Raw genomic sequence first — 26,444 nt, 5'->3', positions numbered from 1 at the left:
CGGGGGCTAGCATCCGAGGTTGAGCAAGTGCGCTGTCACGACGTCGCCGTGGCTCAGTTGCGCGTTGGCCGGCACCTCAAGGAGACAGTCCGCCTCCGCCATCTGTGACAGAAGGTGCGAGCCGGCCCCACCGACGACGGCGACCCTGCGAGCTGATCCTTCGTTCACAATTCGGCCCCGTCGAAACTGCGTCTTACCTTTGACCCCATGCACCGGAGTTTCGAGTGCCGCCTGGACGGTCTGTGGTTGCTGTGTCCCCCATACCGCCGCTGCGGCCGAGGCTATGACGACGCGGAAGGAAACGAGGGTGCTGACCGGGTTCCCCGGCAGACAAATCACCGGCACTCCCTCACAATCACCGTACCCCTGCGGGCCGCCCGGCTGCTGCGATACGTGACCGAACCACGACGTCGCGCTCGAACCGATGATCTGGCGGATGACCTCGAAGGCACCGTGGCTGATGCCTCCGGAGGTGACGATCACGTCAGGACGGTATTGCCGGACGGCCTCCCGGAGTCGAGACGCGCCATCCTCGGGCCGGTCGCTCGTATGGACCCGGCCCACGACGTCGAGCCCATATTCGACGCACAAAGCCGACAACATGGGTGCATTAGCGTCAAAGACTCCGGCTGCTCCGAGCGATTCCGCCGACGCGTCCATTCCGAGAACTTCTTCGCCACCTGTGCAGATCAGCACGCGCGGTTGTGCATGGACCACAGCTTCCTGGCATCCCATCCCCGCGAGGATTCCGAGTCTATGGGGCGTCACAGCTTGCCCACGCCCTAGAACCCTTTCACCTCGCATGATGTCGGAACCTGACGTCCGAATGAATTGCCCAGACGGTGCCTTGGGAACGGAAACTCGACGGCCAGCCTCCACGAATTCCGGCGGTTCGCAGCGTTCGACGGGAACCACCGCGCCAACCCCATCGGGAAGCTTCGCCCCCGTCATGATCGGGCAGACGGTTCCTTGCTCCAGGCCGTTCGGGTAGACCTTCTCCGGATCGGACCCTGCGGCCACCACGGGCCCCACGAGAAATACCCGGTCCTCCCGCTCGACGTCGGAGGCAGCCAGGGCAAAGCCATCCATCTGGGAGTTATCGAAGCGCGGAGAGTCCAACGGTGCCAACACGTCTTCGGCGAGAACTCGACCGAGAGCGTCCGGACCCACCGGAATGGTTTCGCTGCGGGGCCGAGCACCGAAGGAGCGAAGGTGTTGGATCACCCGGTCGAGGTGTTCCCGAGGCGACCTGGCCTCGGTGGCAGATTTGGAGGGACGTTCGGACATCAGACTCCCTAACGTTGACGGAGGCCGCCGAGCCAGCGGGCCAGCACTAGCAGCGCCACCACGACGATGTACAGGGCAAGCAGCATGATGCAACTTCCCAACGCGGCGTCGACGTCGTCGGAGGACAGGCCCAGCTCAATATTCAGCGGGATGGTACGGGTAACGCCGTCGATATTGCCGGCGAAGGTGATAGTTGCCCCAAATTCGCCGAGGGCTCGGGCAAAACTCAGCAAGGAGGCGGTGATCAGGCCGGGGGCCGCAATGGGTAACAGCACCTTGCGCATGATCTCTCCGCGCCGGGCCCCCTCCGTCGCCGCGATTTCCTCAAATCGACGAGGAATCGAGGAGAGTGCGGTCACGGCAGTGGACACGAAAAAGGGAAGAGAAACAAATACCTGCGCGAGCACCACCGCCCACGGCGTGAAGGAAACGCTCAATCCCATGGAGGCAAGAAATTGGCCGAGCAGCCCATTGCGCCCCCAGAAATACATGAGGGCAAGCCCAGAAACCACCGGTGAGAGCACTAATGGGGCGTACACGACAAAGGCGACGCCTCCACCCATCACCGGGATGAGCGTTGAACCACGTCCCCCACGCGATTCACCGCGATGTCGAGCCCACTGCGCCAAGAGCAACGAGAGCGGCAGCCCCACCAGGATGCACAGCACCGTGGCAGTGACCGCCGTCCCGAGGGAGAGCTTGAGGGCCGCGACCGCCGAGGGGGCCGACAAGAGTTCCTCGGCTCGATGCCAGGGAATCTTGATGACCAACCCCAACAGCGGCCCCACCACCACCAGTACAGCGATGGCGGCTGGGACAAACATCCACAGCGGAAACGCGTAATTGCGACTATTCGCCCGGCTCAAAACCGTACTTCTTCAGGATCTGCTGGGCATCGTTGGACGCTAACCACTGGTAGAAGTCCTTAACGTCCGAACGGTCCTGACCGGAGGTGGTCATGGCCGCCGGGTACTTATTATTCGAGATCCCTTGGAGATCGATTGCGGTGATGTCCTTGCCACCGTTCTTCAAATTCAGTGCGTCCGTCGAGTAGATGAAGCCCGCGTCCACTTCACCCTGGCTCACCTTGGTGGAAACGGCCGAGACATTGGCTTCCTGGCTCGCCTTATTCAGGTGCACTCCCGCGGCATCCGTGGCTGATTTCGCCAACGTGCCACACGGAACCTCGGGGGCGCATACCGCCACCGGTCGATCCGCGGCGTCCTGGATACTGGAGACGTGCCCCGGGTTGCCCGGAGCCGTCACCAGCTGAAGCGTGTTGCTGGCGATGACTTTGGGCTCGGGAGAATTATGGAAGGCATCCGTTTTCAGAGCCTTATCCATATTGGCCTGGTCGGCCGAGATGAAAAGGTCTGCGGAAGCTCCCTCACGCATTTGCTGCACGAGCTTTGAGGAACCGGCGAAGTTCCACGAAATCTTGACACCCGGGTGATCTGCCTCGTATTTCTTGGCGAGGTCCTCCCCGGCTTTGTGCAAGGATGCCGCGGCGAACACGGTAATCGTCTTCTGCTGCTCGCCGTCTGAGGCGGACGCGCTTCCGCTGGAAGTGGCGTCGCTCGCCCCTGAGCTTCCGCATCCCGAGAGCGCCAAGACGCCGATCGCCATCGTAGAAGCACCCATCAGAGCCCATCGGGTTTTCCGGTTCGAGCCCCCTGAGGTCGAGGCATTCATAGAGCTGTACTGATGCATAGGTGCTCCTTCGCAGGTGTGGTGATGCATCGCGATCCCAAGGATCGGACCGAAATTTAAGTATAGGCACGAGGCAATGCCCATCACTTTTGTGACGCGGCCCACTGAGATGGGTGGCGCATCATAAACGGTCTTTCTCACGGCCTGGACACGGCGAGTAACGTAGATAGAAAGGCCAAGACCCCAACGAATTGGCCGTAAGGAGGATTCGTGGGACTACTCGAAGATCGCCACGGACGCATCGCACATGATCTGCGCCTTTCCCTCATCGATAAGTGCAATCTCCGGTGCACGTATTGCATGCCCGCCGAAGGGTTGGACTGGCTTAAGAAGAACGAGATGCTCACCGCGGATGAAGCCGTGCGCATCGCGGACATCGGAGTCCGCCTCTTGGGCATTAGAGAGGTTCGCTTCACCGGAGGTGAACCCTTGGTCCGACGCGACCTAGAGCACATTATTGGCTCGTTACATCAAGCTCACCCGAACTTGCCCATGTCGATCACGACCAACGGCATCGGCCTGGAAAAACGCATCGATGATCTCGTCGCGGCGGGCTTGCAACGCATCAATGTTTCCTTGGACACCATCTGCCCCGAAACTTTTGCGAAGATGACCCGGAGACAACGCCTCCCTCAGGTTCTTCGGGGCCTAGAAGGCGCCAAAGAGGCCGGCCTTCATCTGGTGAAGATCAACGCCGTACTCATGAACGGCATCAACGACGACCAGGCGGCCGAGTTGCTGGAATGGTGCCTCGATCAGGGGTTCCAACTCCGGTTTATCGAGCAGATGCCATTGGACGCCGACCACGGGTGGACCCGAGACGGCATGGTCACCGCGGAACGAATGCGGGAACTCCTTTCGGAGAAATTCACCTTGGCTCCGCACGCGGAACCCCGTGGCTCGGCCCCGGCTCAACTGTGGGATGTGTTCCCGGGCGCTTCCGACCCGTCGTCCCATCCCCTCGGGCAAGTCGGTATCATCGCTTCTGTGACCGAGCCCTTCTGCCAGTCGTGTAGTCGCACTCGGATCACGGCCGACGGCAAGATTCGCAGTTGCCTCTTTTCTCACGAGGAAACTGACCTATTGACCGCGCTCCGGTCCGACGCCTCCGACGAGGAGATCGCCGAAATATGGCAGGCAGCCATGTGGGTAAAACCCAAGGCGCACGGTCAAGACACAGTGGGGCTGGACACCCCCGAATTTGTGCAACCGGATCGAAGCATGAGTGCAATCGGAGGATAACGCTGTGTTGACCGTCCACTATTTTGCCGCTGCCAAGGCGGCCCGCGGCGTCGAGACCGAAGAGTTGGACATCTCGGACCTAGGCAACGGCTCCCCTACGACCTTGGCGGATGTTTTGGCGCATCTTGGCTCCGCGCACACGGAAGGCCGGGCCTCCGGAAAAACCTTGACGGAGGTCTTCGCACGGTGCACCTTCCTGGTCGACGGCACATCCTCCCGTCGGGAAGACGCCGTCCCGTCCACCGGCCGGCTGGACATCATGCCCCCCTTTGCCGGTGGATGACGGCTCCGTGATTCGCCGAGAATATTTTGCGCTCATACTGGCCGGCGGGCGGTCATCGCGCCTTCATCACACAGCTCCCGCACCCACTCCCGATAAGCCGCTACTCCGCGATTCTTCGGGTACTTTGCTGGAGCACAGTCTCCGCGAGCTGAGCCGATGGGCAGACGTACCCAGTCAACGATGCGTCATCGTGGGGCCTCAAGACCTGCCCGTGCCTGCGGGCACCACAGTCACCCGCGAGGACCCGCCCTTTTCGGGGCCGGCCGCCGCAATCCATGCGGGGCTGGTCGCTGTGGGACGTCTGCTGTCGCCGCAGGACGACGCAGGATCCCGTTCCGAACCATGGGTTTATCTGACGGCTGCGGATATGCCCCAGTCGGGACCCGGATTCACCGCGTTACGCAAGGCAGTCGAATCTACGGAGGCGACCGTGGACGCCGCCGTCGGCATTGACGATCACCATTGGCAACCGCTTCTGAGCTTGGTTCGTTGGAGCGCCGCACTCCAAGCTTTCGGGCCCGATTCCGCTGGAGCGTCGATACGGTCACGGCTCTCCAAGCTGAATCTCGTGGAGGCGCCGATTCCTCACGCGGCTGGAGCCGACGTCGATACGTGGGAGGATGCCGTGACTTTGGGCTTTACTTCGGTCACCGGCGAGGAGGACTCATGAGGAAGTCCTGGGAGGGGGCCCGCCAGGATCTCTACGCCGCCGCATCGCGACTCGGTGGCCTCGCTGAGACCTCGAATCTGGACGTGTCCGCGGCTCTAGGCCACACCCTCGCCGAACCCATCCATTCGCCCGTACCCATCCCCCATTTCGATTCTTCCGCGATGGACGGATACGCGGTGTCGGGACCGCCCCCGTGGCGACTTCTTTTCGCTCCCCACGAGGCCTCCGGTCGAGAAAACCTTCATCGTGGCCATCACTCGGTTGCCGCGGGAACGGCCTGTCCGGTGCTCACCGGTTCGCTCTTGCCCGAGGGCACCGAGGGGATTCTTCGGTCGGAGCTCGCGCACGTAAACTCCGGATATGTTCGGCCTCAGCCCGGGCACGACATCGTCCCGGGGCGAGACATCCGACGAACAGGCGAAGAGTTGCCCCTCGGAAGTCTGCTCCTACCGGCCGGAACCCTCCTCAACCCGCGCCATATCGCCCATCTGGGGGCCTGCGGCGTCGATACGGCCCCGGTGTTCCGCCCGACTCCGGTTGCTCTTGCCCTCACCGGGAACGAAGTCATTGAACGGGGAATACCACGTCCTGGCGAGGTCCGAGACGCATTCTCCGACTCGCTTCCGGCGCTCATCTCCGGGTGGGGCGGCGCCGTCAACCACTGCGACAGACTCCATGACGACTATCGCGCCGTGGAGCAATGGATCGATACGTCGTCGGAACGGTTACTCATCCTCACCGGTGGTTCCGGAGGGTCCGGCCAAGACTTTGCACGACGGGTGATTGAGCAGAAAGCCACACGAATCCTGGCCTCGTCCGTGGAGATGCGGCCAGGCCACCCCACCTTGCTGGCCGAGCTCCCGAATGACCGCCTCGTTCTGGCGCTTCCAGGAAATCCGTTGGCCGCGTATACCGCCCTCTATTCCTTCGCCCCGGTTGCGCTGGCAGGACTCATGGGCAGGGAAGAACCAGCCGTTCACGACGCTCGGGTAGCGATGACCGTGGGACCGCTGTCCATGTCCGGGGTCCGGCTGATCCCGAGTATCCTTCGAGGCCATACGATCGAGCCTTTGCCTCGAGTTCAATCCCATATGCTCTCAGGCTTGGCCGCAGCCGACGCCTTCGCTCTCATACCTCATGAGGGAGCCGACGAAGGCGCCGTCGTGGGAATGATTCCCCTGCGATCACCCTTCTGAGGCCCGAGGCTCCTCAACAATCGCGGGGTACCGAACCGTTAAACGGGAGAAGGCCTCCCCACCGCAAGGTGGGAAGGCCTTCAACCAAAGAATTCCGGAAGGAATTACTTGAGGGTGACGGTGGCGCCGGCGCCCTCGAGCTGCTCCTTGGCCTTGTCGGCGTCTTCCTTGGAAGCACCTTCGAGGACAGCCTTCGGAGCGCTGTCGACGAGGTCCTTGGCTTCCTTGAGGCCGAGCGAGGTCAAGGCACGAACTTCCTTGATCACTGCGATCTTCTTGTCGCCAGCGGACTCGAGAACGACGTCGAATTCGCTCTGCTCTTCAGCAGCAGCACCGGCGTCGCCACCGGCGGCCGGGGCGGCAGCAACTGCGGCCGGAGCAGCAGCGGTGACGTCGAAGGTCTCCTCGAAGGCCTTGACGAAGTCGGACAGCTCGATCAGGGAGAGTTCCTTGAAAGCTTCAATGAGTTCTTCGGTGGTCAGCTTAGCCATGTGTTTGGCTCCTTCTCATGTCTTGTTGCGGTGGATTCCCGCAACGGATCTTGCGTTCTCCTGCTCCCCAGGCTGAGGCGCAGGGCCAACGGTGTCCCGTTGATGACGTCCGGGGACGTCTTAGGCAGCGGATTCTCCACCCTGCTCCTCGACCTTCGCGCGCAGGGCCTCTGCGGTGCGAACGGTCTTGGAGAGCGGTGCCTGGAACAGTGCAGCAGCCTTGGACAGCGTGCCCTTTGCGGCACCTGCAACCTTGGCCAGAAGCACCTCGCGAGATTCAAGATCCGCAAGCTTCTTGATGTCGTCCTCGTTGAGCGTCTTACCTTCGAAGTAACCGCTCTTGAGGACCAGCTGGGGGTTGTCCTTGGCGAAGTCACGCAGGCTCTTGGTCGCCTCGACCGGTTCCCCGGTGATGAAGGCGATGGCGGTGGGGCCGTTGAGGTCATCGAAGTTCAGGCCTTCGATGCCGGCTTCCCTGGCCGCAATGGCGGTCAGCGTGTTCTTCACCACGGCATATTCAGCGTTCTCACCGAGGGAACGGCGCAGCTCTTTGAGCTTTGCCACGGTGAGCCCACGATACTCAGTCAAAACAGCGGCATCCGAGTTGGAGAAAAGCTCCTTCAACTCCGATACAGCGGCTGCCTTTTCCGGTGTCGCCATGGTACTCCTTCCGGTCTGATTGCCGGACGCCCATGAGCCTACAAAAAATGCCCCGCGCAGATGGCGGGGCACAGCAACCCTCAACGCACATGAGAATGCACGGAGGTTAGTGTGTCACGTTCACCTGCGCTGGCCGTTCCTTGCGGGAACTCTTATGGCGGATAAACACACCCTGACGGGCATGAGAAACCTACGACCGGCGGTCTTTAGTGTTACCAGTAAACCACATCGGTGCCCTGAGGACCACCCTGAACCCTGAGATGCGGTGTAGTTCACTCTCTGTGGTCTCACCTAAGATGCCAGAACTCTGTTTCCGGTCTTCGCGTCGAACTCATGGACGCGGCCTGGCGGTACGGACAATTCAACCCACTCCCCTCGCATGGCCCTTGCCACCTTCTCCGAAGAAGGCACGATCGCCCGCAACCATTGCTGCTGAGACTCAGATTCCACATCGAGCAGGGTTTCTTCGCCCAGGAAACTGGACCCGGTCACGCGGACTCGAGTCCTGATCCCGTCAGTCATCGACGTGCCGCCGTGACTCGCAGAGGGGACCGAGCGGACCAGACAGTGCTCGGGTCTAAAACCCAGAAGCTTTCCCGTTGGCGACTCCACGAAGTTCATGGGGTAACTCCCCAGGAACTCCCCGACGAATCGCGTCGCGGGTTGGTTCCACAGTTCCCAGGGAGTCCCGAGCTGCTCCACCATTCCGTCCTTCACAACGGCTACGGTGTCGCCCAAGGCGAAGGCTTCCTCCAAATGATGCGTCACATACATCATGGTGAACCCTTGCTGACGCTGAACGGAACGAAGATCTTCTCGAATGACTCTCGCCAACGCGGGATCCAGGTGGGCCAGCGGCTCGTCAAAGAGATACAGGTTGACGTCTCGCACAAGGGCCCGGGCAATACCGACGCGTTGACGCTGCCCACCGGAGAGTTGGTGAATACGACGGGGCCCAAGCTCACCGATGCGCATCATCTCCAGCGCTTGGTGAGCCCGACGACGCCGATTCGTTTTGTCCCCTGCATTCTTGGAGCGGCCGGCCGCGAGCTTGAGCGGAAAAAGCACATTTTCCAAGACCGTCAAGTGTGGATAGAGCGGGGTGTCCTGGAATGCCACGGAAATCTCGCCCAGGCGCACCGGGCGACCCTCGATGGTGACGTGTCCGGCATCGGGGCGTTCCAAGCCGGCGGCCAGTCTCACAAGAGTGGTCTTCCCTCCACCGGATGGCCCGACGACGGATAGCATCTTTCCGGTCTCTAGCGTGAGGTCGACGCCGCGCAGTACCGGCTCGCCACCGAAATTCTTTTCGATGCCCCTGAATTCCAAGCCCATACGACCGACTCCTCACCGAGTACAACCCCTCTAGTCTACGTCGCCTACCTCTCCGCGCCGGTTGGATATGACAAGGCCCCGATCATCACATCGATGATCGGGGCCTTCATGCTGTGCCGCAGGTGTTCAGGCAACCTCCGGCGCGGCGGGGAACGTCTTACTTCTCGGCAACCGAGGGGTCGACGGGAACGCCGGGGCCGAACGTGGTAGCCACGGTGACCTTCGAAATGTAGCGGCCCTTCGAGGAGGACGGCTTCAAACGAACGATCTCTTCGAGAGCCGCGCGGAAGTTCTCTTCCAACTGAGCGGCATCGAACGAGGCCTTACCGATGATGAAGTGAAGGTTGGCGTTGCGGTCGACACGGAAGTCGATCTTGCCGCCCTTGATGTCGCCAACGGCCTTGACGACGTCCATCGTGACCGTGCCGGTCTTCGGGTTCGGCATGAGGTTACGGGGGCCGAGGACCTTACCGAGGCGGCCGACCTTGCCCATCATGTCCGGGGTAGCCACGGCGGCGTCGAAATCGACCCAACCGTCAGCAACCTTGGCAATGAGCTCGTCCGAACCGACAAAGTCAGCACCGGCTTCTTCTGCCGCTGCGGCCTTGTCACCCTGAGCGAAGACGACCACGCGGGCGGTCTTACCGGTGCCATTCGGCAGGTTCACGGTGCCGCGAACCATCTGATCCGCCTTACGGGGGTCAACCGAAAGGCGAAGGGCGACCTCAACGGTCGCGTCGGCCTTGGAGGAGTTGATCTCCTGAGCCTTGGCGATTGCTTCGCCGATGCCGTAGAGCTTGTCCTGCTCAATCTTGGCTGCGGCTTCCTTGTACGCTTTGCTGCGCTGTGCCATCTGCTATTTCTCCTTGTGCAGTTGTGGTCTCTCGGACCGCGCGGGCCCTGCCACCGGCCCCTTCGTGTGGGGCCTCCCGCGACGTACGCGGGCTTAATTTATGGTCTATTTCGAGAAATCCCTAGTAAGGAATTACTCGACGGTGATGCCCATCGAACGGGCGGTTCCGGCAACGATCTTCGACGCGGCGTCGAGATCGTTGGCGTTGAGGTCCGGCATCTTGGTCTCGGCGATTTCGCGGACCTGATCCATCGAAATCTTGCCCACCTTGTTGGTGTGGGGAACACCGGAACCCTTTGCGACGCCGGCGGCCTTCTTGATGAGGTCGGCGGCCGGAGGGGTCTTGGTGATGAACGTGAAGGAACGGTCTTCGTAGACCGTGATTTCCACGGGGATCACGTTTCCGCGCATGGATTCCGTTGCAGCGTTATATGCCTTGCAGAATTCCATGATGTTGACGCCGTGCTGACCGAGCGCGGGGCCGACCGGAGGTGCCGGGTTAGCGGCGCCTGCCTGGATCTGCAGCTTAATCAGGCCTGAGACCTTTTTCTTGGGAGCCAATGGAGGTCCTTTTCGTAAACGGGGCTGACCGTCGCACAGGAGCGTACGGCGGCGGTGGGTCACCGTGGCGCGGCGACCCGGCGTGGAGGCTCGCCAAAGCTTAACGAGCACACGCGATCACCATCTTAGACCTTGCCTTCGCTGATTCTCCACCTGAGGGGACGAATCTCACCCTTTAACGCGACGACGCGGCCCTCCCCACGTGGGAAGGAGCCGCGCCGACGGTTTCCAGAAGGAATCTTAGATCTTGGTGACCTGATTGAAGCTCAAGGTCACGGGCGTCTCGCGTTCGAACAGGGAGACGAGGACCACGAGCTGCTGAGCCTCGGGCTTGATCTCGGAAATCGTCGCCGGAAGCGTCTCGAACGGACCTTCCTTGACGATGACGGATTCGCCAACCTCGAAGCCGACATTGAGCTGCGGCGCAACCGCCTCCGGGATGGGCTCGCCTGCTTCCTTGGCCGCCTCGGCCTGCTCGGCTTCGAAGACCGGTGCGAGCATGTCGACGACCTCATCGAGTCGCAACGGCACCGGGTTGTAGGCATCTTGGCCCACGAATCCGGTGACACCCGGGGTGTGGCGGACGACGCCCCACGACTCATCGGTCAGGTTCATGCGAACCAGCACGTAACCGGGGATGCGCACACGGCGCACGGTCTTCCGCTGACCGTTCTTAATCTCGACGACCTCTTCCATGGGGACCTGGATCTCGAAGAGATCGTCCTCCATGTTCATCGACTGAGCACGCGTGGTCAGGTTAGTTTTCACCCGATTTTCATAGCCCGCGTAGGTATGGATGACGAACCAGTCGCCCTCCTGACGGCGCAACTTGGAACGGAATTCCTGCATCGGATCGACGTCGTCGGCTGCGTCTGCCGCATCCGCCGCGTCCTGAACCGTGTCATCGAAGTCATCGGAAGCGTCGTCAGAGGCCGCGGAATCTTCCTGCGCGGAGGAGACCAGGGCCGATTCCGTTTGTTCGAATCCGGACTGGCTGGACTGCTCCGCAGCCGCGGCCTGTTCAGCCTGCTCGGGCGAGGCCTCTTCAACCTGGTTTTCGGCGGAGTTCTCGAGTTCCTGCTCGGACACTGCGTTTCCTGCTTTCTTGGGGGTTCTCACGCCCGCGCAACCAAACACCTGGTCGCCAGACGAGATCGTCTGAATGGTCTGGACTTAGCCTTGGCCGCCGGCGGGCTTTTGCCCAAAGGTTCCGTCACCGAAGAGCCAGAATGTTCCCTGGCCGAAGAGGTAGTCCAGGCCAAAGATCAGCAACATCATGAAGGCCACGAACACCAGGACGATGACGACGTAGTTTGCCAATTCGCGCCGAGTGGGGCTGACGACCTTTTTAAGTTCGGCAATGACCTGCTTGAAAAATAAAAGAATACGTCCGAAGAAGCCGCGCTTGCTCGTGCTGGCATCTTCCTCGGCGGCTCCCGTAGCGGCAGCTCTAGCCATTCGGTACCGCCCCTTTCTGACGTTATGGCTTGGACGTTGTGCAACGTTCTCGACTATATGCCACGAATGAGGTCTTCGTGAGGGGATGAATATGCAGGGCAGACAGGACTCGAACCTGCAACCTGCGGTTTTGGAGACCGCTGCGCTACCAATTGCGCCACTGCCCTTCGACGGAGACCGTCGTTCGCCGTTTCGCATCACCCCGTTGCCTTGCAGGCATGAGCGATCCGCGGTGGCGAGCACCGAACGTTCACTTTAGCGAGTTTGCCGAATCATCGCAATTTGCCGTGGATCACTCTGGAACATGAAGCCCCATGCGAAGCCTGAACGGTCGTCCACAGCCTGGTCACGAGCGTGTGTCGTTCCCGCCTTGGCACCTATGATGGGTATCACCGTCCCCGTCCTCAACGAAAGTGAACATCATGTCCACTCACGAGCGCATCTCCTCGCGCATCGCGGCCATCGCACCCTCTGCCACACTCGCCGTCGATTCCAAAGCGAAGGCGCTCAAGGCCGAAGGTCGCCCGGTGATCGGATTTGGGGCAGGCGAGCCGGACTTTCCGACCCCCGCCCCCATCGTGGACGCCGCGCGAGAAGCACTGAACGACCCCTCGAACTTCCGGTATACGCCCGCCACGGGCCTGCCGGAACTCAAGCGCGCCATTGCGGAGAAGACCCTGCGCGATTCTGGCTACTCGGTGGACCCCTCGCAGGTGATCGTGACCAATGGCGGTAAGCAGGCGGTCTATCAGGCGTTTGCGACCGTGATCGATGAAGGAGACGACGTCCTCCTTCCTGCACCGTATTGGACCACCTACCCGGAAGCTATCCGGCTAGCCGGCGGGCGCCCGGTCGAAGTCTTCGCCGGCTCGGACCAGGAATACAAGGTCACCGTGGATCAGCTGGAGGAGGCATACACGCCTCACACCAAGGCACTGATTTTCGTCTCCCCTTCGAACCCGACGGGTGCGGTTTACACCCCGGAGGAGACCGCAGCCATTGGTGCGTGGGCCGCGGAGAAGGGCATCTTCGTCCTGACCGATGAAATTTATGAACACCTCACGTACGACGACGCCCCTTTCACCTCGATCGCTACCGCTGCGCCTGAGCTTGGAGAGAACGTCATCGTCCTCAACGGCGTGGCCAAAACCTACGCCATGACCGGCTGGAGGGTGGGCTGGATGATCGGCGCCCCCGACGTCATCAAGGCCGCATCCAACCTGCAGTCGCATCTCACCTCGAACGTCAACAACATCGCCCAGCGTGCCGCCTTGGCGGCACTCACTCTCCCCCAGGACGAACTAGACCGGATGCGAGAAGCCTTTGATCGGCGCCGTCGCACCATTGTCGACGGTTTGAACGCGATCGACGGCGTCACCTGCCCTACGCCGAAGGGCGCCTTCTACGCCTACGCTGACGTCACCGGTCTCCTTGGGGCCACCCTGGCAGGTCGCACGGTGACGACGTCCGCAGAACTGGCGGATCTCATTTTGGAGAAAGCTGAAGTTGCCGTAGTTCCCGGCGAGGCCTTCGGCCCGAGCGGGTACTTGCGGTTGTCATATGCCCTCTCGGACGACGACCTCCAGGAAGGATTGGGGCGCATCCAGCGCTTCCTCGCGACCGCGGAACGGTAGGCTCCCGCGCCGAAAATCCCACACAATCCCACATCATTTTCCAGGGGCATCCCGCATTTCATGACGCGGGATGCCCCTTGCCGATTCCACCGGTGTGGGGATCCACAAGTTCGCAACAATTCGCTACACTGGAATTAGCATTCTGGCTGGATCAATGCAAGGAGACCCCATGAAAATCGGACTTCTCACCAGCGGTGGCGACTGCCCCGGTTTGAACGCCGTGATTCGCGGCGCTGTTCTCAACGGTGTCAAAACATACGACGACGAATTCGTGGGGTTCCGCGACGGGTGGCGGGGCCTCCTGGAAGCCGACATCATGGACCTTCCCCGCACCGAAGTCCGCGGCCTGGCCCGGACCGGCGGCACGATTCTCGGCACGTCTCGCACCAACCCCTTCGAGGGCCCCTTGGGCGGTCCGGAGAACATCTCCCGTGTCCTCGCCGAACACTCCATCGACGCGGTCGTGGCCATCGGCGGTGAAGGCACCCTCGCCGGCGCCAAACGCCTCTCCGATGCTGGCTTGCCCGTCGTGGGCGTTCCCAAAACCATCGACAATGACCTCAACGCCACCGATTTCACGTTCGGTTTCGACACCGCCGTGTCTATCGCCACCGACGCCATGGACCGGCTCCGCACCACCGGAGAGTCACATCACCGATGCATGGTTGCCGAGGTCATGGGTCGCCACGTTGGGTGGATCGCCTTGCATTCCGGGATGTCAGCCGGTGCCCACGCGGTACTGATCCCTGAACAAAAAGTTCCCATGACGCAGGTGGCCGACTGGGTTCGTGAGGTCCACGAACGCGGACGCTCACCGCTCGTCGTCGTCGCCGAAGGGTTCATTCCCGAAGGCATGGACGACGTTCTGCACGAGAAAGGCCTCGAGCAAGACGGCCGCCCCCGTCTTGGCGGCATCGGCGAATACGTGACCCGGGAGATCGAGAAAATGACGGGCATCGAGACCCGCAATACAACTCTCGGCCACATCCAGCGCGGTGGCGCGCCGACGGGCTTCGACCGCGTCCTCGCGACTCGACTCGGTATGGCCGTGGTGGATCTCATTCACGACGGCGAGTGGGGCAAGATGGTCGCCCTTCACGGAACGGACATCGACCGCGTCGACTTTGCCGAAGCGCTCAAGGGCCTGAAATCTGTGCCCCAACACCGCTGGGACGAGGCCAAGATCCTCTTCGGACGGTAATCCGCGCAACGGCACGTCCATTCGAGTCTCACGACGACGGGGCGCCGCTTCCTTAGCTGGAAGCGGCGCCCCGTCGTCGTGAGTCAGTGGACGCGTCGGTTCATTTCAAGAAATCCCCGCGATTTCGACGCCCGACGGCTTGTCCGGCGTCCGGACTGACCACAACAGTCTGGGCCGCCGCGTATTCCACGGTGACGGACCCTTCCGTCTCAGCCCCTGCTTCCACATGCGAGGTTGAATCTCGGATGATCAGAGATTCCTCCGGGTCCACCCCGCGCTTGATGACGGCGAGCGCAATGGGACCGGCTTCGTGATGGAGCGCGACGCTCGTGATCCGTCCCGCGGGACGTTTTCCGCCGGGTGCGAAGACCTCGGCCCCCACCTCGGGGAGGGTGTGTTCTGACCCATCTACATCAAGGAACACCAGGCGGCGCGGCGGATGGCCCAGGTTGTGAACTCGAGCGATGGTTTCCTGCCCCTTGTAACACCCCTTGCTGAGGTGAACGGCCGTTCGCATCAGGTCGAGTTCGTGCGGGATCGATTTTTCGTCCACTTCCGTCGCGTAGCGAGGCCTCCAGGCGGCAATGCGCAATGCTTCCAACGCCCAGCTCCCGCACCACTCGACGGTCAATTCACCGAGTAGGGTCCGGGGAACCAGAGTTTCCCAGTACTCCCATTCCTCACCAGGATGAGCTTCAACGGCGGAGTACGACGTGCCGCCCGGCCCAATCGCCGGCCACGGATCCTGCCACTCCGCGACGTCGTCGGGCACCCCGGCCCGCCCCGCCAGCGAACGGGTGGAACCCACCACGGCATAATTCGCCGTCACGTCATTGACCTCGACCCGCAACATGAAGCGCATGGAATCGAGGAAGGTCGCGAGCGCCTCTTGCTGCCCGGACTCCACGATGAGCCAGATGGCCTCTGCGCCGACGATCACGTGTGGTTGAAATTCGATGCGTCCTTGAGCGGAGAGGAGCGTCAGTTCCGAACTGGTGCCCACGGGCAATCCGGAGATGACCTGCGAGGATAAGGTCGTCAACCAGCTCGCACGATCGTCACCGGTGACGCTGACTACCCCTCGGTGGGATAGATCAACGGCGGCAGGGCTTCCATCGGTGGAGCGCTCGAGACGGCGTTGTTCCTTGATGGGATCGCCATAATGAGCGGCCACGCCCGCATCAGGCCCGGAGGCCTCGACCGCTCCATGCACCGAGAGGATCGGGGAGGTATAGGTCATGCGGCCTCGTCCACCTTCCGCAGACGCGCCGAGGCGTGCGACGAAAGCTGCTGCCCCTGTGCAGCCATGTCCCAGGCCCACATGAGTTCGCCGTTGACGAGCCCAAACATTCGCGACGCGGCGGTGTACTCCTTGGCGTTGGCTCCTCGCATCACGGCGTCGGTGGCCATTTGGATGCGAGGTCCTTCGATGACTCCCACGTAGAGTTCGCTGACTCCCCCGGGATGGTTGATGGTCGCGAGGATGTCGAATCCGTTATCCGAGTTGCGGAGCTTTTCAACCTCCGAAGCCGTAGTGATAACGGCCTCCTCCGAGCCGGGCAAGAGGCCTGGGCCGAGGTCCGAGTCCCCCAGCTTCCGGTCAAGCTGCCAGAATCCGGTTTCTACGGTAATCAGACGGGTACGGTTGCCCTCCTCATCCAGGAGATAGGACTCCGCTCGATATTCGAGGTATGGCTGGCCGTTGTGCGTGAAATCGACGATCTGGCCGAATTGACGTTCCTCGGCTTCTGCGTATCCCAGTACGCCAACACCCTCCCAATGGCCCAAAAGCCACGCGAAGGGAACTAGTTCGGGGGTCAAATCTGACGGAATCTCAATAGGCATATGACCATCTTAAACGCCAATAGCCCGAGCATCTATGCTCGGGCTATCGAATCGAAGAGTAGGGGCTACTTCTGTCCCCGGAAGAGGCCGCTGATCACCAATGCGGCGCATCCGAGAATCGACAAGGAGGCAAGCCCCAAGAGGGTCAAAAAGAGGATTTCCAGTGCAATGATCATGAGCTCAAACTATCACGCGCTCGATGAAGATCGCGCCGGCATATCCAAGAATTCCGAGGAAAGCCACTGGTGTGACGCCGAGGGTCATGGCTCCTCGCCTCGGCCCGCCCGAAGGCCCCGCGAAGATCATCCGTGCTCCGACGATCCCAATGCAGATCGCGACGACGACACCGCTCCCCCACACGATCACCGGGGCATGGCTATGACGATGCACGAGGGACATCCCGACCCACCCGGCCGCGCTCACCGAGGTTAAGACGCCCACCGAGGCGGTAATGATCGATTCGAGCCGGGCGGCGGCACCCTCGCCACGCAACAATTCCATGAGGAAAGCCACCACGATGCCTACGGCCACGACCGCCGGCAAGAGGGTCAACAGCCGTCCCACAGGGGCGTAATACACGACGGCGCAACTCACCCACCCGCAGGCCGCAAAAAGTATGTTGTGGGCTGGAACCCACTTGGCTCCGCGAAGGTCCGTGAGCCCCGACGCCGCCGGCCAGCCCCAGGCAATGATCGCAACCATCAAGGCGGTCGCGACGATGGACCACTCTGGCGACATGACGGCGCCAGCGAGCGACGCGACGAGCGCCACGATGCTCGACACGGCCACCAGCCAGTATCTTTGCTTGCCCTCGGTGCCGACGGTGCGCAACGAGTACGTACCCGTCGACGTCTCGCTGTGCGCCATGATCCCTCCGAAATGTTCTGCGGCGTGCTGTCTACCCGTCCCTGCGCCTTTCGACGCGGTTCGTCATTTTCAGTCTATCCAGCTCGAACCGTCAAACAACGCAACACATTGGCGGGCTTGATGGGACCCATCACCTTATACTGACGGACAATGGCAACGGTGCCACAGCGATACCTCGGCCCATGGGCCCGGTATCTCCGTTCATCGTCCCCTGGGGCGCCCCGCGCCGCCGGGCATAACCGCCCGATCCGGAAGGTACAGGTTCATGGCCACAATCCTGGTGCTCAGTGACACCACGACGCCGGGTTCCGAACCGGTGCCCTCCCTCGAGCTTTTGAACCACAAGGTTTCGGCTCGTCCGGTGAACCTGCCCGCCGCCGAGATCGAATCGACTGACGTAGACGTCATTTTCCTCGACGGCCGTGAAGGCCTCGTCACCGCGCGCAATACCGCCCAAATGCTCAAGGGCGCCGGGCTTGGCGTACCGGTGGTCATGGTGCTCACCGAAGGGGGCATGGCCGCGGTCTCCGACTCGTGGATGGTCGACGACGTCATGTTGACCACCGCGGGACCGGCCGAGGTAGAGGCCCGGATCCGGCTCGCGGGAGTTCGAACCGATGATGAGCAGAGCGATTCGGACGTGCTGAGGTGCGGCGACGTCGTCGTGGACGAGGCTTCATACTCGGCCAAAGCGGGACCCCACACGCTCAACCTCACCTACAAAGAATTTGAGCTCCTGAAGTTCATGGTTCTGAACGCCGGCCGGGTCTTCACCCGGGCTCAGCTGCTCTCCGAGGTGTGGGGCTATGACTATTACGGCGGAACCAGAACTGTCGATGTACATATTCGGCGCCTCCGCGCCAAGCTCGGCCCGGATCACGATCAGCTGATCACCACGGTCCGCAACGTCGGATACAGCTTCACTGAGTTGCGCCATCCGGCCTCGGATGCTTGAGGTTTAATGCCTCTTCACGGTGACGGCGACTCAGAGGGACTTTCGCCCCAGACCTCCTCCATGAGCCACCTTCCGAGTGGGTAGAGTGGGATATGACGCGTCGGGGCCGACCCGACCAGTTTGGAATCGACTCGGAATGGGTAGGTACGCGGTGAATTCTGCGCTCAATGGACCATCTTCTCGATACTCCGTTCGCCTCGCGAGGCCGACTAGCGACCTCGCGGAGAAAATCGACGACCTGACGCACACCGTTCGGGCCCACGACGGCGCGAGCCCTTTCTCCGAGCAGACCCTCGTGGAACTTCGCCGGGCTGCTCAGAACTCTGAAGACGCCACTGACCCCGTGATCGTCGCGGCCTACGATGGTGAAAAGCTCGTGGGCGTTGCCATCGCCACCGCCCCGGAAGACCCCGATTCCACGGGCACGGTGGAAGGCACCGTTCTCCCCGAGTACCGAGCAGGCGGCGTCGGCCGCAACATCGCCGAGTTCCTCCTCGGCAATGAGGGATTGGGAGATGCTGCCGCCCAATACCGCGTGTGGGTTCATGGCTCAGGCGAATCCGCCGAGTCGAAGGACTATTCGGCTCCCCTGGCTGCCGCGCATCTCGCCCAAGTCTTCGGATACACCCCCGTACGGGAACTCTGGAAGATGCGCCTCGAATTGAACCCCAAGACTCGCGCCCACATTGCGACCAAGGCCGAGGAGCACAGCCCCCGCGGACCAGTTCGGGTTCGGTCCTTCGAAGATTCCGACGCCGAAGCGTGGGTTCGACTCAATGCGCGGGCCTTCGCGGATCACCCCGAGCAAGGCCAGTTGGGGGTTTCCGACCTCCGCGACCGTCAGAAAGAATCCTGGTTCCGTCCGGAAGGATTCTTCCTCGCCGAGTCTCTGCAGGATTCGACCGGAAGTCCCGCGCTGCTCGGCTACCACTGGACCAAGATTGAGGACCAGCCAGACGGCGAGCGCGAGGGCGAGGTCTACGCCGTAGGCGTGTCCCCGGACGCTCAAGGAACCGGGCTCGGCCGGGCCCTGACGTTGCGGGGGATGGACTACCTAGCCAAGATCGGCAACGACGGTGCAGAGAGCCCGCTCGAGGCCATCGTCTTGTACGTAGACGCGGACAACCAGGCCGCCGTCGCGCTGTACCGTTCCTTGGGATTCCACCCGTGGGATGTCGACACGATGTACGCGCCCGGCACGTCCACGAATACTTCTGCAGCTGGTGCAGGTTCCGACGGCCGAGCGGCTGAAGACAACGGTCAACACAATCTGACGCATCCCGGAGGAGCCTCAACCATCTCTAAGATCGAAAGAGCCGAGACCCGGGGCGACCGCATCGAGGCTCCCGAACACTATTCCATCCCGTTGTTGCAGGGAGACTTCGGCCCTGAACGATTCGCCGATCGTGAATCTTCATGGATCGATTTCAATACCCGCGTGCTCGAACTCGCCGAGGATCCGTCGCTCTACCTGCTCGAGCGTTTGAGCTTCCTATCGATCGTGGCCTCCAACCTGGACGAGTTCTTCATGGTGCGCGTCGCGGGCCTCAAGCGTCGCATCGCGACCGGAATCGCCGTACCCACGCCGGCCGGCCTGACCCCAGACGAGCAAATGGAGCTCATCAGCGAGTCGGCTCACCGTTTGCAGCTGCGTCACGCCGAGGTCTTCCAGAAGCAGGTCCTGCCGGAACTTGAAAAGGCCAAGCTGCACATCGTCGGTTGGGATGACCTGGAACCGGCCGCTCGGGAACGCCTCAGCGCACAATTCCAGGAGCGCGTTTTCCCCATCCTGACGCCTCTGGCCGTGGACCCCGCACACCCGTTCCCGTATATCTCGGGGCTCTCTTTGAACCTCGCGGTGATCGTCCGTAACCCGCAGACTGGCAAGGAACTCTTTGCCCGCATCAAGGTTCCGGATCAGCTGGACCGCATGATCTCGGTCGACGGCTCACGCAACGCGAATTCGCCGTCACGAACCGCCCGGTTCATTCCGCTGGAAGCCATCATTGCCCAGCACCTCGACCAGCTCTTCCCAGGCATGGAGGTTGTGGAGCACCACGTCTTCCGTGTGACTCGGAATGAGGACCTTGAGGTCGAGGAAGACGACGCCGAAAACCTGCTGCAAGCTCTCGAAAAGGAGCTGTTGCGCCGGCGTTTTGGGCCGCCCGTCCGTCTGGAGGTCGAAGACTCCATCAATCCGGCGATCTTGGATCTCTTGGTCTCCGAATTGCGCGTGGAGGATTCCGAGGTGTACCGCTTGCCGGCCCCGCTGGATCTGCGGGGAATGTCAAGCGTCGCGAAGGTCAACCGGCCCGCGTTGCACTATCCGAAGCACATCGCTCACACGAGCCGCTATTTGAATGCGGCGGAAACGTCGAAGGCTGCGGACGTTTTCTCTGCAACTCGCGAGCACGACGTCTTGCTCCAGCACCCGTACGATTCCTTCGCCACGAGCGTCCAGGCCTTCCTCGAGCAGGCCGCGGCCGATCCGCAGGTCATGGCCATCAAGCAGACGCTGTACCGGACCTCCGGCGACTCGCCGATCGTGGACGCCCTCATCGAGGCGGCAGAGGCCGGAAAGCAGGTTCTCGCGGTCGTGGAGATCAAGGCCCGCTTCGATGAACAGGCCAACATTTCTTGGGCTCGCAAGCTGGAAGAGGCCGGCGTCCATGTGGTCTACGGAATCGTCGGGCTCAAGACGCACTGCAAACTCTGCTTGGTCGTGCGCAAGGAGCCGGACGGCCTTCGCCGTTATTGCCACATTGGTACCGGCAATTACCACCCCTCAACGGCCCGCTTCTACGAGGACCTCGGCTTGCTGACCTCGGATCCCCAGGTCACCGAGGATGTCTCTCGGTTGTTCAACCAGCTGTCGGGCTATGCCCCCAAGACGTCCTTCAAGTCTCTCCTCGTTGCTCCGCGCTCGTTGCGCTCCGGACTCATCGACCGAATCAACCGAGAGATCGCTCACAAGCACGCTGGGCTGAATGCCAAGATTCAGGTCAAGTGCAATTCGATGGTGGACGAAGCGATCATCGACTCTCTCTACCGCGCTTCCCAGGCCGGTGTGGAGGTGAACGTCGTCGTTCGTGGCATCTGCGCCCTACGCCCCGGGGTCCCCGGTTTGTCAGACAACATCACGGTGCGCTCCGTGCTGGGCCGGTTCCTGGAGCATTCCCGGGTCTTCACCTTCGAAAACGGCGGCAAGCCGGTGGCGTACATAGGTTCGGCGGATATGATGCACCGGAATCTGGATCGTCGCGTCGAAGCGCTCGTCCGGATCAAAGATCCTGTACATATCAAGTACCTCTTGGACATGATGGCTTTGTATTTGTCGGACAAGACCTCCACGTGGCACTTGGATTCCGAAGGCACCTGGACTCGTCACTCGCGCGACGAGAACGGGAAGCCGTTGCGGGATGTCCAGTCGTACCTCATGGAGTCTCGTTCGCCTCGAGGTACTTACCCCGGTCAGTAAACCCCTGTCGGGTCATTCCGACTCATCAGTTCGCTCCCCCACCAAAGGAACCATTCCGCCGATGTCAGATTCTTCCAAAGCCAAGCCCGCGGTGATTGCTGCCGGAGCCCTCTGTTGGCGCGAGGGCTCTCAGGGCCTTGAACTCTTGATCATTCATCGCCCCAAGTACGACGACTGGTCCTGGCCTAAAGGGAAACTGGATGACGGCGAGTCGATCCCCGAGACGGCCGTGCGTGAGGTCCGTGAGGAAGTCGGCCTAAAGATCACACTCGGTGTGCCGCTGACGACGACGAGCTATCGCGTTTCCTCTGGCCTCAAGAACGTGTACTACTGGGCCTCCGAGATCCCCCAGAGCAAGAAGCCGCAGGTCGACGACAAAGAGGTGGACCGACTCGAATGGGTTTCCCCCGAGAAGGCTCGCTCATTGTTGACGAATTCTTCGGATCGTTATCCCCTGGACCGGCTCGTGGAACTATACGAGGCGGATGATCTGCGGACTCGTCAGCTCATGATTGTGCGCCATGCCAAAGCCAAGCCGCGGTCTTCGTGGTCCCGCGCGGAAGGGGATCGCCCCTTGGCCGCCACGGGTAAACGACAGGCGCACGCGGTGTGGCGTCTGCTGGATGCGTGGAAGCCTTCTCGCATTATCTCGAGCCCCTGGATGCGGTGCATGCAAACCGTGGCCGGTTATGCAAAGGCCAACGGGCTGCCCATCAAGGAGAAGAACCGCCTGACCGAAGCGGAGCACAAGCGCAAACCCGCCAAGGCGGCAAAGCTCATGGAGTCGCTCTTCGACTCGAATCATTCAACGGTGGTCTGCACGCATCGTCCGGTGCTGCCCACCATCCTCAAGGTCGTGGGACATCACCTCCCGAAAGAGCTGAAGGCAAAATTGCCAGCGGAAGATCCATATCTGGCTCCCGGTCAGATGCTCGTGTTGGACCTCAGCATCAAGCACCGTGATCGCGTCATTTCGGTGGAAAAGATTGAGCCCTTCGATGACTGATACCTCCACGATCCCCACACCCTATGAAGACCTTCTTCGGGACATCCTCGCCCACGGAAACCACCGATCCGACCGCACAGGGACCGGCACCACGTCCGTTTTCGGACGCCAGCTGAGGTATGACCTTTCGACGTCGTTTCCCCTTCTCACCACGAAGACGGTGAGGTTCAAGGCCATCGCGATGGAGCTCTTGTGGTTCCTTCGCGGCTCGACCAACGTGCGCTGGTTGCAAGAACGCAACGTCCATATCTGGGACGAATGGGCGGACGAAAACGGAGATTTGGGGCCGGTCTATGGCGCACAATGGAGATCGTGGCCTGCACCGAACGGTGAATCCATCGACCAAATCGACAAGGTCATCCAGTCTTTGCGGGAGAATCCATATTCGCGTCGGCACGTCGTGAGCGCTTGGAATCCCGCAGAAGTGGATGAGATGGCGTTGCCTCCGTGCCACGCGCTCTTCCAGTTCTATGTGGAACCGACCGACGACGGACCGGATCGACTCTCGTGTCAGCTGTATCAGCGTTCGGCCGATATGTTCCTTGGCGTGCCATTTAACATCGCCTCCTATGCGTTGCTGACAAGCCTCGTCGCGGAGCAGGTGGGGATGGTTCCGGCGGAGTTCGTCTGGACCGGCGGCGACTGCCACATCTACGACAACCATCGCGAACAGGTGGAATTACAACTTTCCCGTGAGCCACGCCCCTACCCCACCCTCAGCATCGAGCCCAGAGAGTCCATCGACCTCTACGAGTTCGAAGACCTCACCGTCTCTGGATACAACCCGCACCCCGTGATCAGGGCGCCTAAAGCCGTATGAGTTCGAGCTTGTCCGAAGTAGCGCCTCACGCACCACGACTCTCGACGATATGGGCCCAGGCGGCAGGAGGGATCATCGGGGCCGCGGGCACCATGCCCTGGTCAGTCCCCGCCGACCTCGCATTCTTCAAGAAGCACACCTCAGGTTGCCCTGTCATCATGGGTCGCCCCACGTGGGAATCCTTTCCCCCTCGCTTTCGGCCGTTACCGGGGCGCACCAACATCGTCGTGACGCGCGCTCTCCCCGCCCCCAGTGAGGGTGACGAAGTGTCAGAAAACGTCCCGGAAGCCGTCTTGCACGACGGCGCCCTCTGGTGTTCGAGCCTCGAAGCCGCAATAGGCCTCGCCACCACGTCGTGTCCGAAGGCTCCAGAGATCTGGATCATCGGGGGTGCCCAGGTCTACGCCCAAGCCCTGGCCCTCGCAGAGGTCCCGGGCGTGGTCGACGGTCGGGTGACCCGAGCACTCGTGACGGAACTTCAGGTCAGGGTGGACGGTGATCGAATCGCACCGCGGTTGGGGTCCGAGTGGCATCCTCGCCTCCTGGGTGAGGGCATCGAAGAACGCGGGGCCGTGGCCGGTACTTCCGGCTCCCTCGTTTCGACCGCCGTCGCCTACCGGTTCCTCGAATACACCCGCTGAGCGCGCCCTGCACATTTCTCTATGACGCCCCACCTCGTCTGTGACCGGCCGATGCAGACGCGGAACTATGTAACTCGCTAAAGTGGTAACCATGACTTTTCGGCCCGGAGATACTGTAGGTTTTGTCGGCTGGCGTGGCATGGTGGGATCCGTCCTCATGCATCGCATGGAGGAAGAAGGCGATTTCGCCGGAATCACCCCCGTGTTTTTCTCGACATCAAACGCTGGTGGCGAGGCCCCGAGCTTCCGCGGTGTCGAAGAACCTGGCGTTCTGCACGATGCTTACGATCTCAAGGCCCTGGCACGCCTGCCCATCATCGTGACCACGCAGGGCGGCGACTACACCCAAAAGATCCATCCGGAATTACGCGCCCGTGGTTGGAATGGCCTCTGGATCGACGCCGCCTCGACCTTGCGTATGAAGGACGACGCGGTCATCGTCCTCGACCCCGTTAATCGCGATGTCATCGACCAAGGCCTCGAACGCGGCATCAAAGACTTCGTCGGCGGCAACTGCACCGTCTCCTGTCTCCTCATGGGCCTCGGCGGACTCTTCCGCCAGGGCCTCGTCGAGTGGACCACCGCCATGACCTACCAGGCTGCTTCTGGCGGCGGTGCGCGGCATATGCGCGAAGTGCTCAAGGGGTTCCGCGATATCTCCGGTAGCGTTGCGGCCGAGCTTGAAGACCCGGCGTCGGCAATTCTCGAGATTGATCGGAAGGTCCTCGATTTCCAGCGTTCCGACCGGCTCGACGTCGCGGAATTCGGCGCTCCCCTCGCGGGCTCGCTCATCCCCTGGATCGACGCCGATCTGGGCAATGGCCAGTCGAAGGAAGAGTGGAAGGCCGACGCCGAAACCAACAAGATTTTGGGCCTCGACGGCGCAGATCGGGTCATTATGGACGGCTTGTGTGTCCGGATCGCCGCCATGCGCTCGCACTCACAAGCTCTGACTCTCAAGTTGACGGAAGATATCCCCGTTGAGGAGATCGAGCGGATCATTGACCAAGACAACGAGTGGTCGAAGGTCGTGCCCAATACCAAGGAAGATACGGTGAGGGATCTGACGCCGGTAGCGGCTTCTGGAACGCTCACGATCCCGGTCGGACGGATCCGAAAGCTGGCGATGGGGCCGGAGTATATTTCGGCCTTTACCGTGGGCGACCAACTCCTGTGGGGCGCAGCCGAACCGGTTCGTCGCATGCTCAAAATCGCCACCGGGTCTACCGAGATCTGATCTTCATGACTGATCGCCCAGCGACTCCACTCGCCCCGCTTCGCCCCCGGACCATTGATTGGGACGATCCGGAGGCTACCCGAACCTTTTTTGCCCTCAGCACGACCAACCGCGTACCTCCGTATGCTCAGGTGCGCCGTCGGCTCGTCGAAGCGCGCCATACTGGGGAGCTCGAATCAGGCACGCGCATTCCCCCCGTCCGAAAGCTTGCGGCCGCCTTGGGGCTAGCGATTAATACCGTTGCCAAGGCCTATAAGGAGCTCGAGGCGTCAGGCGTGATCGAAACCAAGGGCCGGGCTGGAAGCTATATTCGGCCGAAATCCCAGGTGGAGACGAGGGCGTTGCGCATGACCCGGAAGTATCTTGCGTCTTTAGCGGAGATCGGCATCTATGGGGAGGAAGCGGAGGCGATTCTCCGCCGGGTCCTCGATGAGGATTCCCTCTAGACTTTCGGTAATCGCTGCAGACCGGCCCGTTCCCGCGACGCCGGAATCACCAAGGATTTGCTTCGAAGTGGACGGTGGGGAGCACAGTTGTGGCTCCGCCGAAACTGAGCGTCGAGGAATTCCCGGTGTTGGATTCGGGCGAGCCGTTCGCGCGTACGACGGGCGCGTTTGGCCGCTCGACGTTCTTGACGTTCAGCTCGCCAATGCATGAATCGGTGCCAAGCCTGGACGACTTTGGCTTTGGCCCACTGATTGAATCGATGCACGATAGGGTACTCGGTCGCGAGAATTCCTAGGCCCAGAAAAATGGCAAGCCAACCTGGGCCAGGAGTCACCAGCATGACGATGCCGGCTAAAACGATGCTCCCGCCCACCACAGAGACCACGATTTTGTGGAACAGCGCAAGAAGCGGGTGCCGACTCGTGAACCGCCGGAAACGATGCAACGCCTGATGAAGGCGGCCCTCTTGCTGGCCTTGCTCGATTTCTCTCTCGATGCCCACGCGGCGCTCCTTCTCTCCGAGGTGGGTTCCGATGAGGGATCTTCGGCTCCCCCACAAGCCAGGCG

The 26,444-nt window shown here is 61.6% G+C and carries 27 protein-coding genes, 1 tRNA gene and 1 pseudogene; 14 read left to right on the top strand and 15 right to left on the bottom strand.

Annotated features, from left to right (window positions below; translation table 11 throughout):
• Positions 1-6 precede the first annotated feature (6 nt).
• Genes D8M21_RS01310 through modA form a run of 3 tightly spaced genes read right to left on the bottom strand, consistent with a single transcriptional unit; the run spans position 7 to position 2,997 of the window.
• Positions 7-1,287 carry a molybdopterin molybdotransferase MoeA gene (locus D8M21_RS01310; protein WP_065424320.1) on the bottom strand — a complete coding sequence of 427 codons (1,281 nt, stop codon included), beginning with the start codon at positions 1,285-1,287 and terminating at the stop codon, positions 7-9.
• A gap of 8 nt (positions 1,288-1,295) precedes the next feature.
• The gene (locus D8M21_RS01305; RefSeq protein WP_048682970.1) at positions 1,296-2,153 is read right to left on the bottom strand and encodes an ABC transporter permease; all 858 of its coding nucleotides are present in this window, start codon (positions 2,151-2,153) and stop codon (positions 1,296-1,298) included.
• Positions 2,137-2,997, bottom strand: a complete 861-nt coding sequence (gene modA, locus D8M21_RS01300; RefSeq protein WP_202975598.1) for a molybdate ABC transporter substrate-binding protein — start codon at positions 2,995-2,997, stop codon at positions 2,137-2,139. The genes D8M21_RS01305 and modA overlap by 17 nt, the downstream gene beginning before the upstream one ends.
• 210 nt (positions 2,998-3,207) lie before the next feature.
• Here modA and moaA point away from each other — a divergent pair, with 210 nt between their 5' ends.
• The 4 genes from moaA to D8M21_RS01280 are packed head-to-tail and all read left to right on the top strand — an operon-like array spanning position 3,208 to position 6,388.
• A complete protein-coding gene (moaA, locus tag D8M21_RS01295) occupies positions 3,208-4,239 on the top strand; it encodes a GTP 3',8-cyclase MoaA (protein ID WP_048682971.1) in 1,032 nt (343 codons plus the stop codon).
• Between the two features lie 4 nt (positions 4,240-4,243).
• Positions 4,244-4,522, top strand: coding sequence for a MoaD/ThiS family protein (locus D8M21_RS01290; RefSeq protein ID WP_048682974.1), 279 nt, complete (start codon positions 4,244-4,246; stop codon positions 4,520-4,522).
• Positions 4,523-4,529: 7 nt separating this feature from the next.
• On the top strand, positions 4,530-5,192 hold the full coding sequence (gene mobA, locus D8M21_RS01285) for a molybdenum cofactor guanylyltransferase (RefSeq protein WP_161800291.1): 663 nt from the start codon (positions 4,530-4,532) through the stop codon (positions 5,190-5,192).
• Entirely contained in the window at positions 5,189-6,388 is a 1,200-nt protein-coding gene (locus tag D8M21_RS01280) for a molybdopterin molybdotransferase MoeA (RefSeq protein ID WP_048682978.1), read from the top strand. Before mobA ends, D8M21_RS01280 begins: the two co-directional genes overlap by 4 nt.
• 104 nt (positions 6,389-6,492) lie before the next feature.
• Here the strand turns inward: D8M21_RS01280 and rplL are convergent, their stop codons facing one another.
• The 8 genes from rplL to D8M21_RS01240 all read right to left on the bottom strand — a co-directional run bounded on the left by rplL (position 6,493) and on the right by D8M21_RS01240 (position 11,913).
• On the bottom strand, positions 6,493-6,879 hold the full coding sequence (rplL, locus tag D8M21_RS01275) for a 50S ribosomal protein L7/L12 (protein WP_048682981.1): 387 nt from the start codon (positions 6,877-6,879) through the stop codon (positions 6,493-6,495).
• A gap of 120 nt (positions 6,880-6,999) precedes the next feature.
• Positions 7,000-7,539: a 50S ribosomal protein L10 gene (gene rplJ / locus D8M21_RS01270; protein ID WP_048682983.1), complete on the bottom strand. Its 540-nt coding sequence runs from the start codon at positions 7,537-7,539 to the stop codon at positions 7,000-7,002.
• Positions 7,540-7,830: 291 nt separating this feature from the next.
• Complete coding sequence (locus tag D8M21_RS01265) at positions 7,831-8,874, bottom strand: ABC transporter ATP-binding protein (RefSeq protein ID WP_053090026.1); 1,044 nt, start codon at positions 8,872-8,874, stop codon at positions 7,831-7,833.
• Between the two features lie 157 nt (positions 8,875-9,031).
• Complete coding sequence (gene rplA, locus D8M21_RS01260; protein ID WP_048682988.1) at positions 9,032-9,727, bottom strand: 50S ribosomal protein L1; 696 nt, start codon at positions 9,725-9,727, stop codon at positions 9,032-9,034.
• Between the two features lie 132 nt (positions 9,728-9,859).
• Positions 9,860-10,288, bottom strand: a complete 429-nt coding sequence (gene rplK / locus D8M21_RS01255) for a 50S ribosomal protein L11 (protein ID WP_030015100.1) — start codon at positions 10,286-10,288, stop codon at positions 9,860-9,862.
• 240 nt (positions 10,289-10,528) lie between these two features.
• Positions 10,529-11,377: a transcription termination/antitermination protein NusG gene (nusG, locus tag D8M21_RS01250; protein ID WP_048682990.1), complete on the bottom strand. Its 849-nt coding sequence runs from the start codon at positions 11,375-11,377 to the stop codon at positions 10,529-10,531.
• A gap of 84 nt (positions 11,378-11,461) precedes the next feature.
• Positions 11,462-11,746, bottom strand: a complete 285-nt coding sequence (secE, locus tag D8M21_RS01245; protein ID WP_048682992.1) for a preprotein translocase subunit SecE — start codon at positions 11,744-11,746, stop codon at positions 11,462-11,464.
• Between the two features lie 94 nt (positions 11,747-11,840).
• Positions 11,841-11,913: transfer RNA gene (locus tag D8M21_RS01240), tRNA-Trp, on the bottom strand.
• Between the two features lie 255 nt (positions 11,914-12,168).
• Between D8M21_RS01240 and D8M21_RS01235 the strand changes: the two genes are divergently transcribed.
• On the top strand, positions 12,169-13,380 hold the full coding sequence (locus D8M21_RS01235; RefSeq protein ID WP_048682994.1) for a pyridoxal phosphate-dependent aminotransferase: 1,212 nt from the start codon (positions 12,169-12,171) through the stop codon (positions 13,378-13,380).
• A gap of 169 nt (positions 13,381-13,549) precedes the next feature.
• Positions 13,550-14,581, top strand: coding sequence for a 6-phosphofructokinase (locus D8M21_RS01230; protein WP_048682996.1), 1,032 nt, complete (start codon positions 13,550-13,552; stop codon positions 14,579-14,581).
• Between the two features lie 100 nt (positions 14,582-14,681).
• Here D8M21_RS01230 and ygfZ read toward each other — a convergent pair whose 3' ends face one another.
• The 3 genes from ygfZ to D8M21_RS01215 all read right to left on the bottom strand — a co-directional run bounded on the left by ygfZ (position 14,682) and on the right by D8M21_RS01215 (position 17,293).
• The gene (ygfZ, locus tag D8M21_RS01225; protein ID WP_048682998.1) at positions 14,682-15,821 is read right to left on the bottom strand and encodes a CAF17-like 4Fe-4S cluster assembly/insertion protein YgfZ; all 1,140 of its coding nucleotides are present in this window, start codon (positions 15,819-15,821) and stop codon (positions 14,682-14,684) included.
• Positions 15,818-16,426, bottom strand: coding sequence for an FABP family protein (locus D8M21_RS01220; protein ID WP_048683000.1), 609 nt, complete (start codon positions 16,424-16,426; stop codon positions 15,818-15,820). Before D8M21_RS01220 ends, ygfZ begins: the two co-directional genes overlap by 4 nt.
• A gap of 180 nt (positions 16,427-16,606) precedes the next feature.
• The gene (locus D8M21_RS01215; RefSeq protein WP_048683004.1) at positions 16,607-17,293 is read right to left on the bottom strand and encodes a hypothetical protein; all 687 of its coding nucleotides are present in this window, start codon (positions 17,291-17,293) and stop codon (positions 16,607-16,609) included.
• Between the two features lie 265 nt (positions 17,294-17,558).
• On the opposite strand from D8M21_RS01215, the gene D8M21_RS01210 reads away from it, so the two are divergent.
• The 8 genes and pseudogenes from D8M21_RS01210 to D8M21_RS01180 all read left to right on the top strand — a co-directional run bounded on the left by D8M21_RS01210 (position 17,559) and on the right by D8M21_RS01180 (position 25,876).
• Positions 17,559-18,248 carry a winged helix-turn-helix transcriptional regulator gene (locus D8M21_RS01210; RefSeq protein WP_048683007.1) on the top strand — a complete coding sequence of 230 codons (690 nt, stop codon included), beginning with the start codon at positions 17,559-17,561 and terminating at the stop codon, positions 18,246-18,248.
• A gap of 136 nt (positions 18,249-18,384) precedes the next feature.
• Positions 18,385-19,425: pseudogene (gene mshD / locus D8M21_RS11440) on the top strand (mycothiol synthase); the annotation flags it as partial.
• Between the two features lie 6 nt (positions 19,426-19,431).
• Complete coding sequence (locus D8M21_RS11435) at positions 19,432-21,726, top strand: RNA degradosome polyphosphate kinase (protein WP_425432075.1); 2,295 nt, start codon at positions 19,432-19,434, stop codon at positions 21,724-21,726.
• Positions 21,727-21,787: 61 nt separating this feature from the next.
• Complete coding sequence (locus D8M21_RS01200) at positions 21,788-22,732, top strand: NUDIX hydrolase (protein WP_048683010.1); 945 nt, start codon at positions 21,788-21,790, stop codon at positions 22,730-22,732.
• Complete coding sequence (locus D8M21_RS01195) at positions 22,725-23,552, top strand: thymidylate synthase (RefSeq protein WP_048683013.1); 828 nt, start codon at positions 22,725-22,727, stop codon at positions 23,550-23,552. The genes D8M21_RS01200 and D8M21_RS01195 overlap by 8 nt, the downstream gene beginning before the upstream one ends.
• The gene (locus D8M21_RS01190; protein ID WP_065424321.1) at positions 23,549-24,193 is read left to right on the top strand and encodes a dihydrofolate reductase; all 645 of its coding nucleotides are present in this window, start codon (positions 23,549-23,551) and stop codon (positions 24,191-24,193) included. The genes D8M21_RS01195 and D8M21_RS01190 overlap by 4 nt, the downstream gene beginning before the upstream one ends.
• Positions 24,194-24,284: 91 nt before the next feature.
• A complete protein-coding gene (gene asd / locus D8M21_RS01185; protein WP_048683015.1) occupies positions 24,285-25,430 on the top strand; it encodes an aspartate-semialdehyde dehydrogenase in 1,146 nt (381 codons plus the stop codon).
• Positions 25,431-25,435: 5 nt separating this feature from the next.
• The gene (locus tag D8M21_RS01180; RefSeq protein WP_082156875.1) at positions 25,436-25,876 is read left to right on the top strand and encodes a GntR family transcriptional regulator; all 441 of its coding nucleotides are present in this window, start codon (positions 25,436-25,438) and stop codon (positions 25,874-25,876) included.
• On the opposite strand, the gene D8M21_RS01175 is transcribed toward D8M21_RS01180, so the two are convergent.
• Positions 25,873-26,379 (bottom strand): PGPGW domain-containing protein, encoded by a 507-nt coding sequence (locus D8M21_RS01175; RefSeq protein ID WP_065424322.1) that lies wholly within the window; start codon positions 26,377-26,379, stop codon positions 25,873-25,875. The two genes, D8M21_RS01180 and D8M21_RS01175, sit on opposite strands and share 4 nt — an antisense overlap.
• Positions 26,380-26,444: the final 65 nt, after the last annotated feature.

Source organism: Kocuria sp. HSID16901 (assembly GCF_003989425.1).
GTDB classification, from domain to species: Bacteria; Actinomycetota; Actinomycetes; order Actinomycetales; family Micrococcaceae; genus Rothia; species Rothia massiliensis.
This window is presented reverse-complemented; position numbering and strand designations above follow the sequence as displayed.

What these genes read in the sequence shown, in the direction of transcription:
- D8M21_RS01310 (WP_065424320.1), bottom strand. Translation starts at nt 1,287, where the DNA reads ATGTCCGAACGTCCCTCCAAATCTGCCACCGAGGCCAGGTCGCCTCGG.
- modA (WP_202975598.1), bottom strand. Translation starts at nt 2,997, where the DNA reads ATGCATCAGTACAGCTCTATGAATGCCTCGACCTCAGGGGGCTCGAAC.
- D8M21_RS01280 (WP_048682978.1), top strand. Translation starts at nt 5,189, where the DNA reads ATGAGGAAGTCCTGGGAGGGGGCCCGCCAGGATCTCTACGCCGCCGCA.
- rplL (WP_048682981.1), bottom strand. Translation starts at nt 6,879, where the DNA reads ATGGCTAAGCTGACCACCGAAGAACTCATTGAAGCTTTCAAGGAACTC.
- rplJ (WP_048682983.1), bottom strand. Translation starts at nt 7,539, where the DNA reads ATGGCGACACCGGAAAAGGCAGCCGCTGTATCGGAGTTGAAGGAGCTT.
- D8M21_RS01265 (WP_053090026.1), bottom strand. Translation starts at nt 8,874, where the DNA reads ATGGGCTTGGAATTCAGGGGCATCGAAAAGAATTTCGGTGGCGAGCCG.
- rplA (WP_048682988.1), bottom strand. Translation starts at nt 9,727, where the DNA reads ATGGCACAGCGCAGCAAAGCGTACAAGGAAGCCGCAGCCAAGATTGAG.
- secE (WP_048682992.1), bottom strand. Translation starts at nt 11,746, where the DNA reads ATGGCTAGAGCTGCCGCTACGGGAGCCGCCGAGGAAGATGCCAGCACG.
- D8M21_RS01235 (WP_048682994.1), top strand. Translation starts at nt 12,169, where the DNA reads ATGTCCACTCACGAGCGCATCTCCTCGCGCATCGCGGCCATCGCACCC.
- D8M21_RS01230 (WP_048682996.1), top strand. Translation starts at nt 13,550, where the DNA reads ATGAAAATCGGACTTCTCACCAGCGGTGGCGACTGCCCCGGTTTGAAC.
- ygfZ (WP_048682998.1), bottom strand. Translation starts at nt 15,821, where the DNA reads ATGACCTATACCTCCCCGATCCTCTCGGTGCATGGAGCGGTCGAGGCC.
- D8M21_RS01220 (WP_048683000.1), bottom strand. Translation starts at nt 16,426, where the DNA reads ATGCCTATTGAGATTCCGTCAGATTTGACCCCCGAACTAGTTCCCTTC.
- D8M21_RS01215 (WP_048683004.1), bottom strand. Translation starts at nt 17,293, where the DNA reads ATGGCGCACAGCGAGACGTCGACGGGTACGTACTCGTTGCGCACCGTC.
- D8M21_RS01210 (WP_048683007.1), top strand. Translation starts at nt 17,559, where the DNA reads ATGGCCACAATCCTGGTGCTCAGTGACACCACGACGCCGGGTTCCGAA.
- D8M21_RS11435 (WP_425432075.1), top strand. Translation starts at nt 19,432, where the DNA reads ATGTACGCGCCCGGCACGTCCACGAATACTTCTGCAGCTGGTGCAGGT.
- D8M21_RS01200 (WP_048683010.1), top strand. Translation starts at nt 21,788, where the DNA reads ATGTCAGATTCTTCCAAAGCCAAGCCCGCGGTGATTGCTGCCGGAGCC.
- D8M21_RS01195 (WP_048683013.1), top strand. Translation starts at nt 22,725, where the DNA reads ATGACTGATACCTCCACGATCCCCACACCCTATGAAGACCTTCTTCGG.
- D8M21_RS01190 (WP_065424321.1), top strand. Translation starts at nt 23,549, where the DNA reads ATGAGTTCGAGCTTGTCCGAAGTAGCGCCTCACGCACCACGACTCTCG.
- asd (WP_048683015.1), top strand. Translation starts at nt 24,285, where the DNA reads ATGACTTTTCGGCCCGGAGATACTGTAGGTTTTGTCGGCTGGCGTGGC.
- D8M21_RS01180 (WP_082156875.1), top strand. Translation starts at nt 25,436, where the DNA reads ATGACTGATCGCCCAGCGACTCCACTCGCCCCGCTTCGCCCCCGGACC.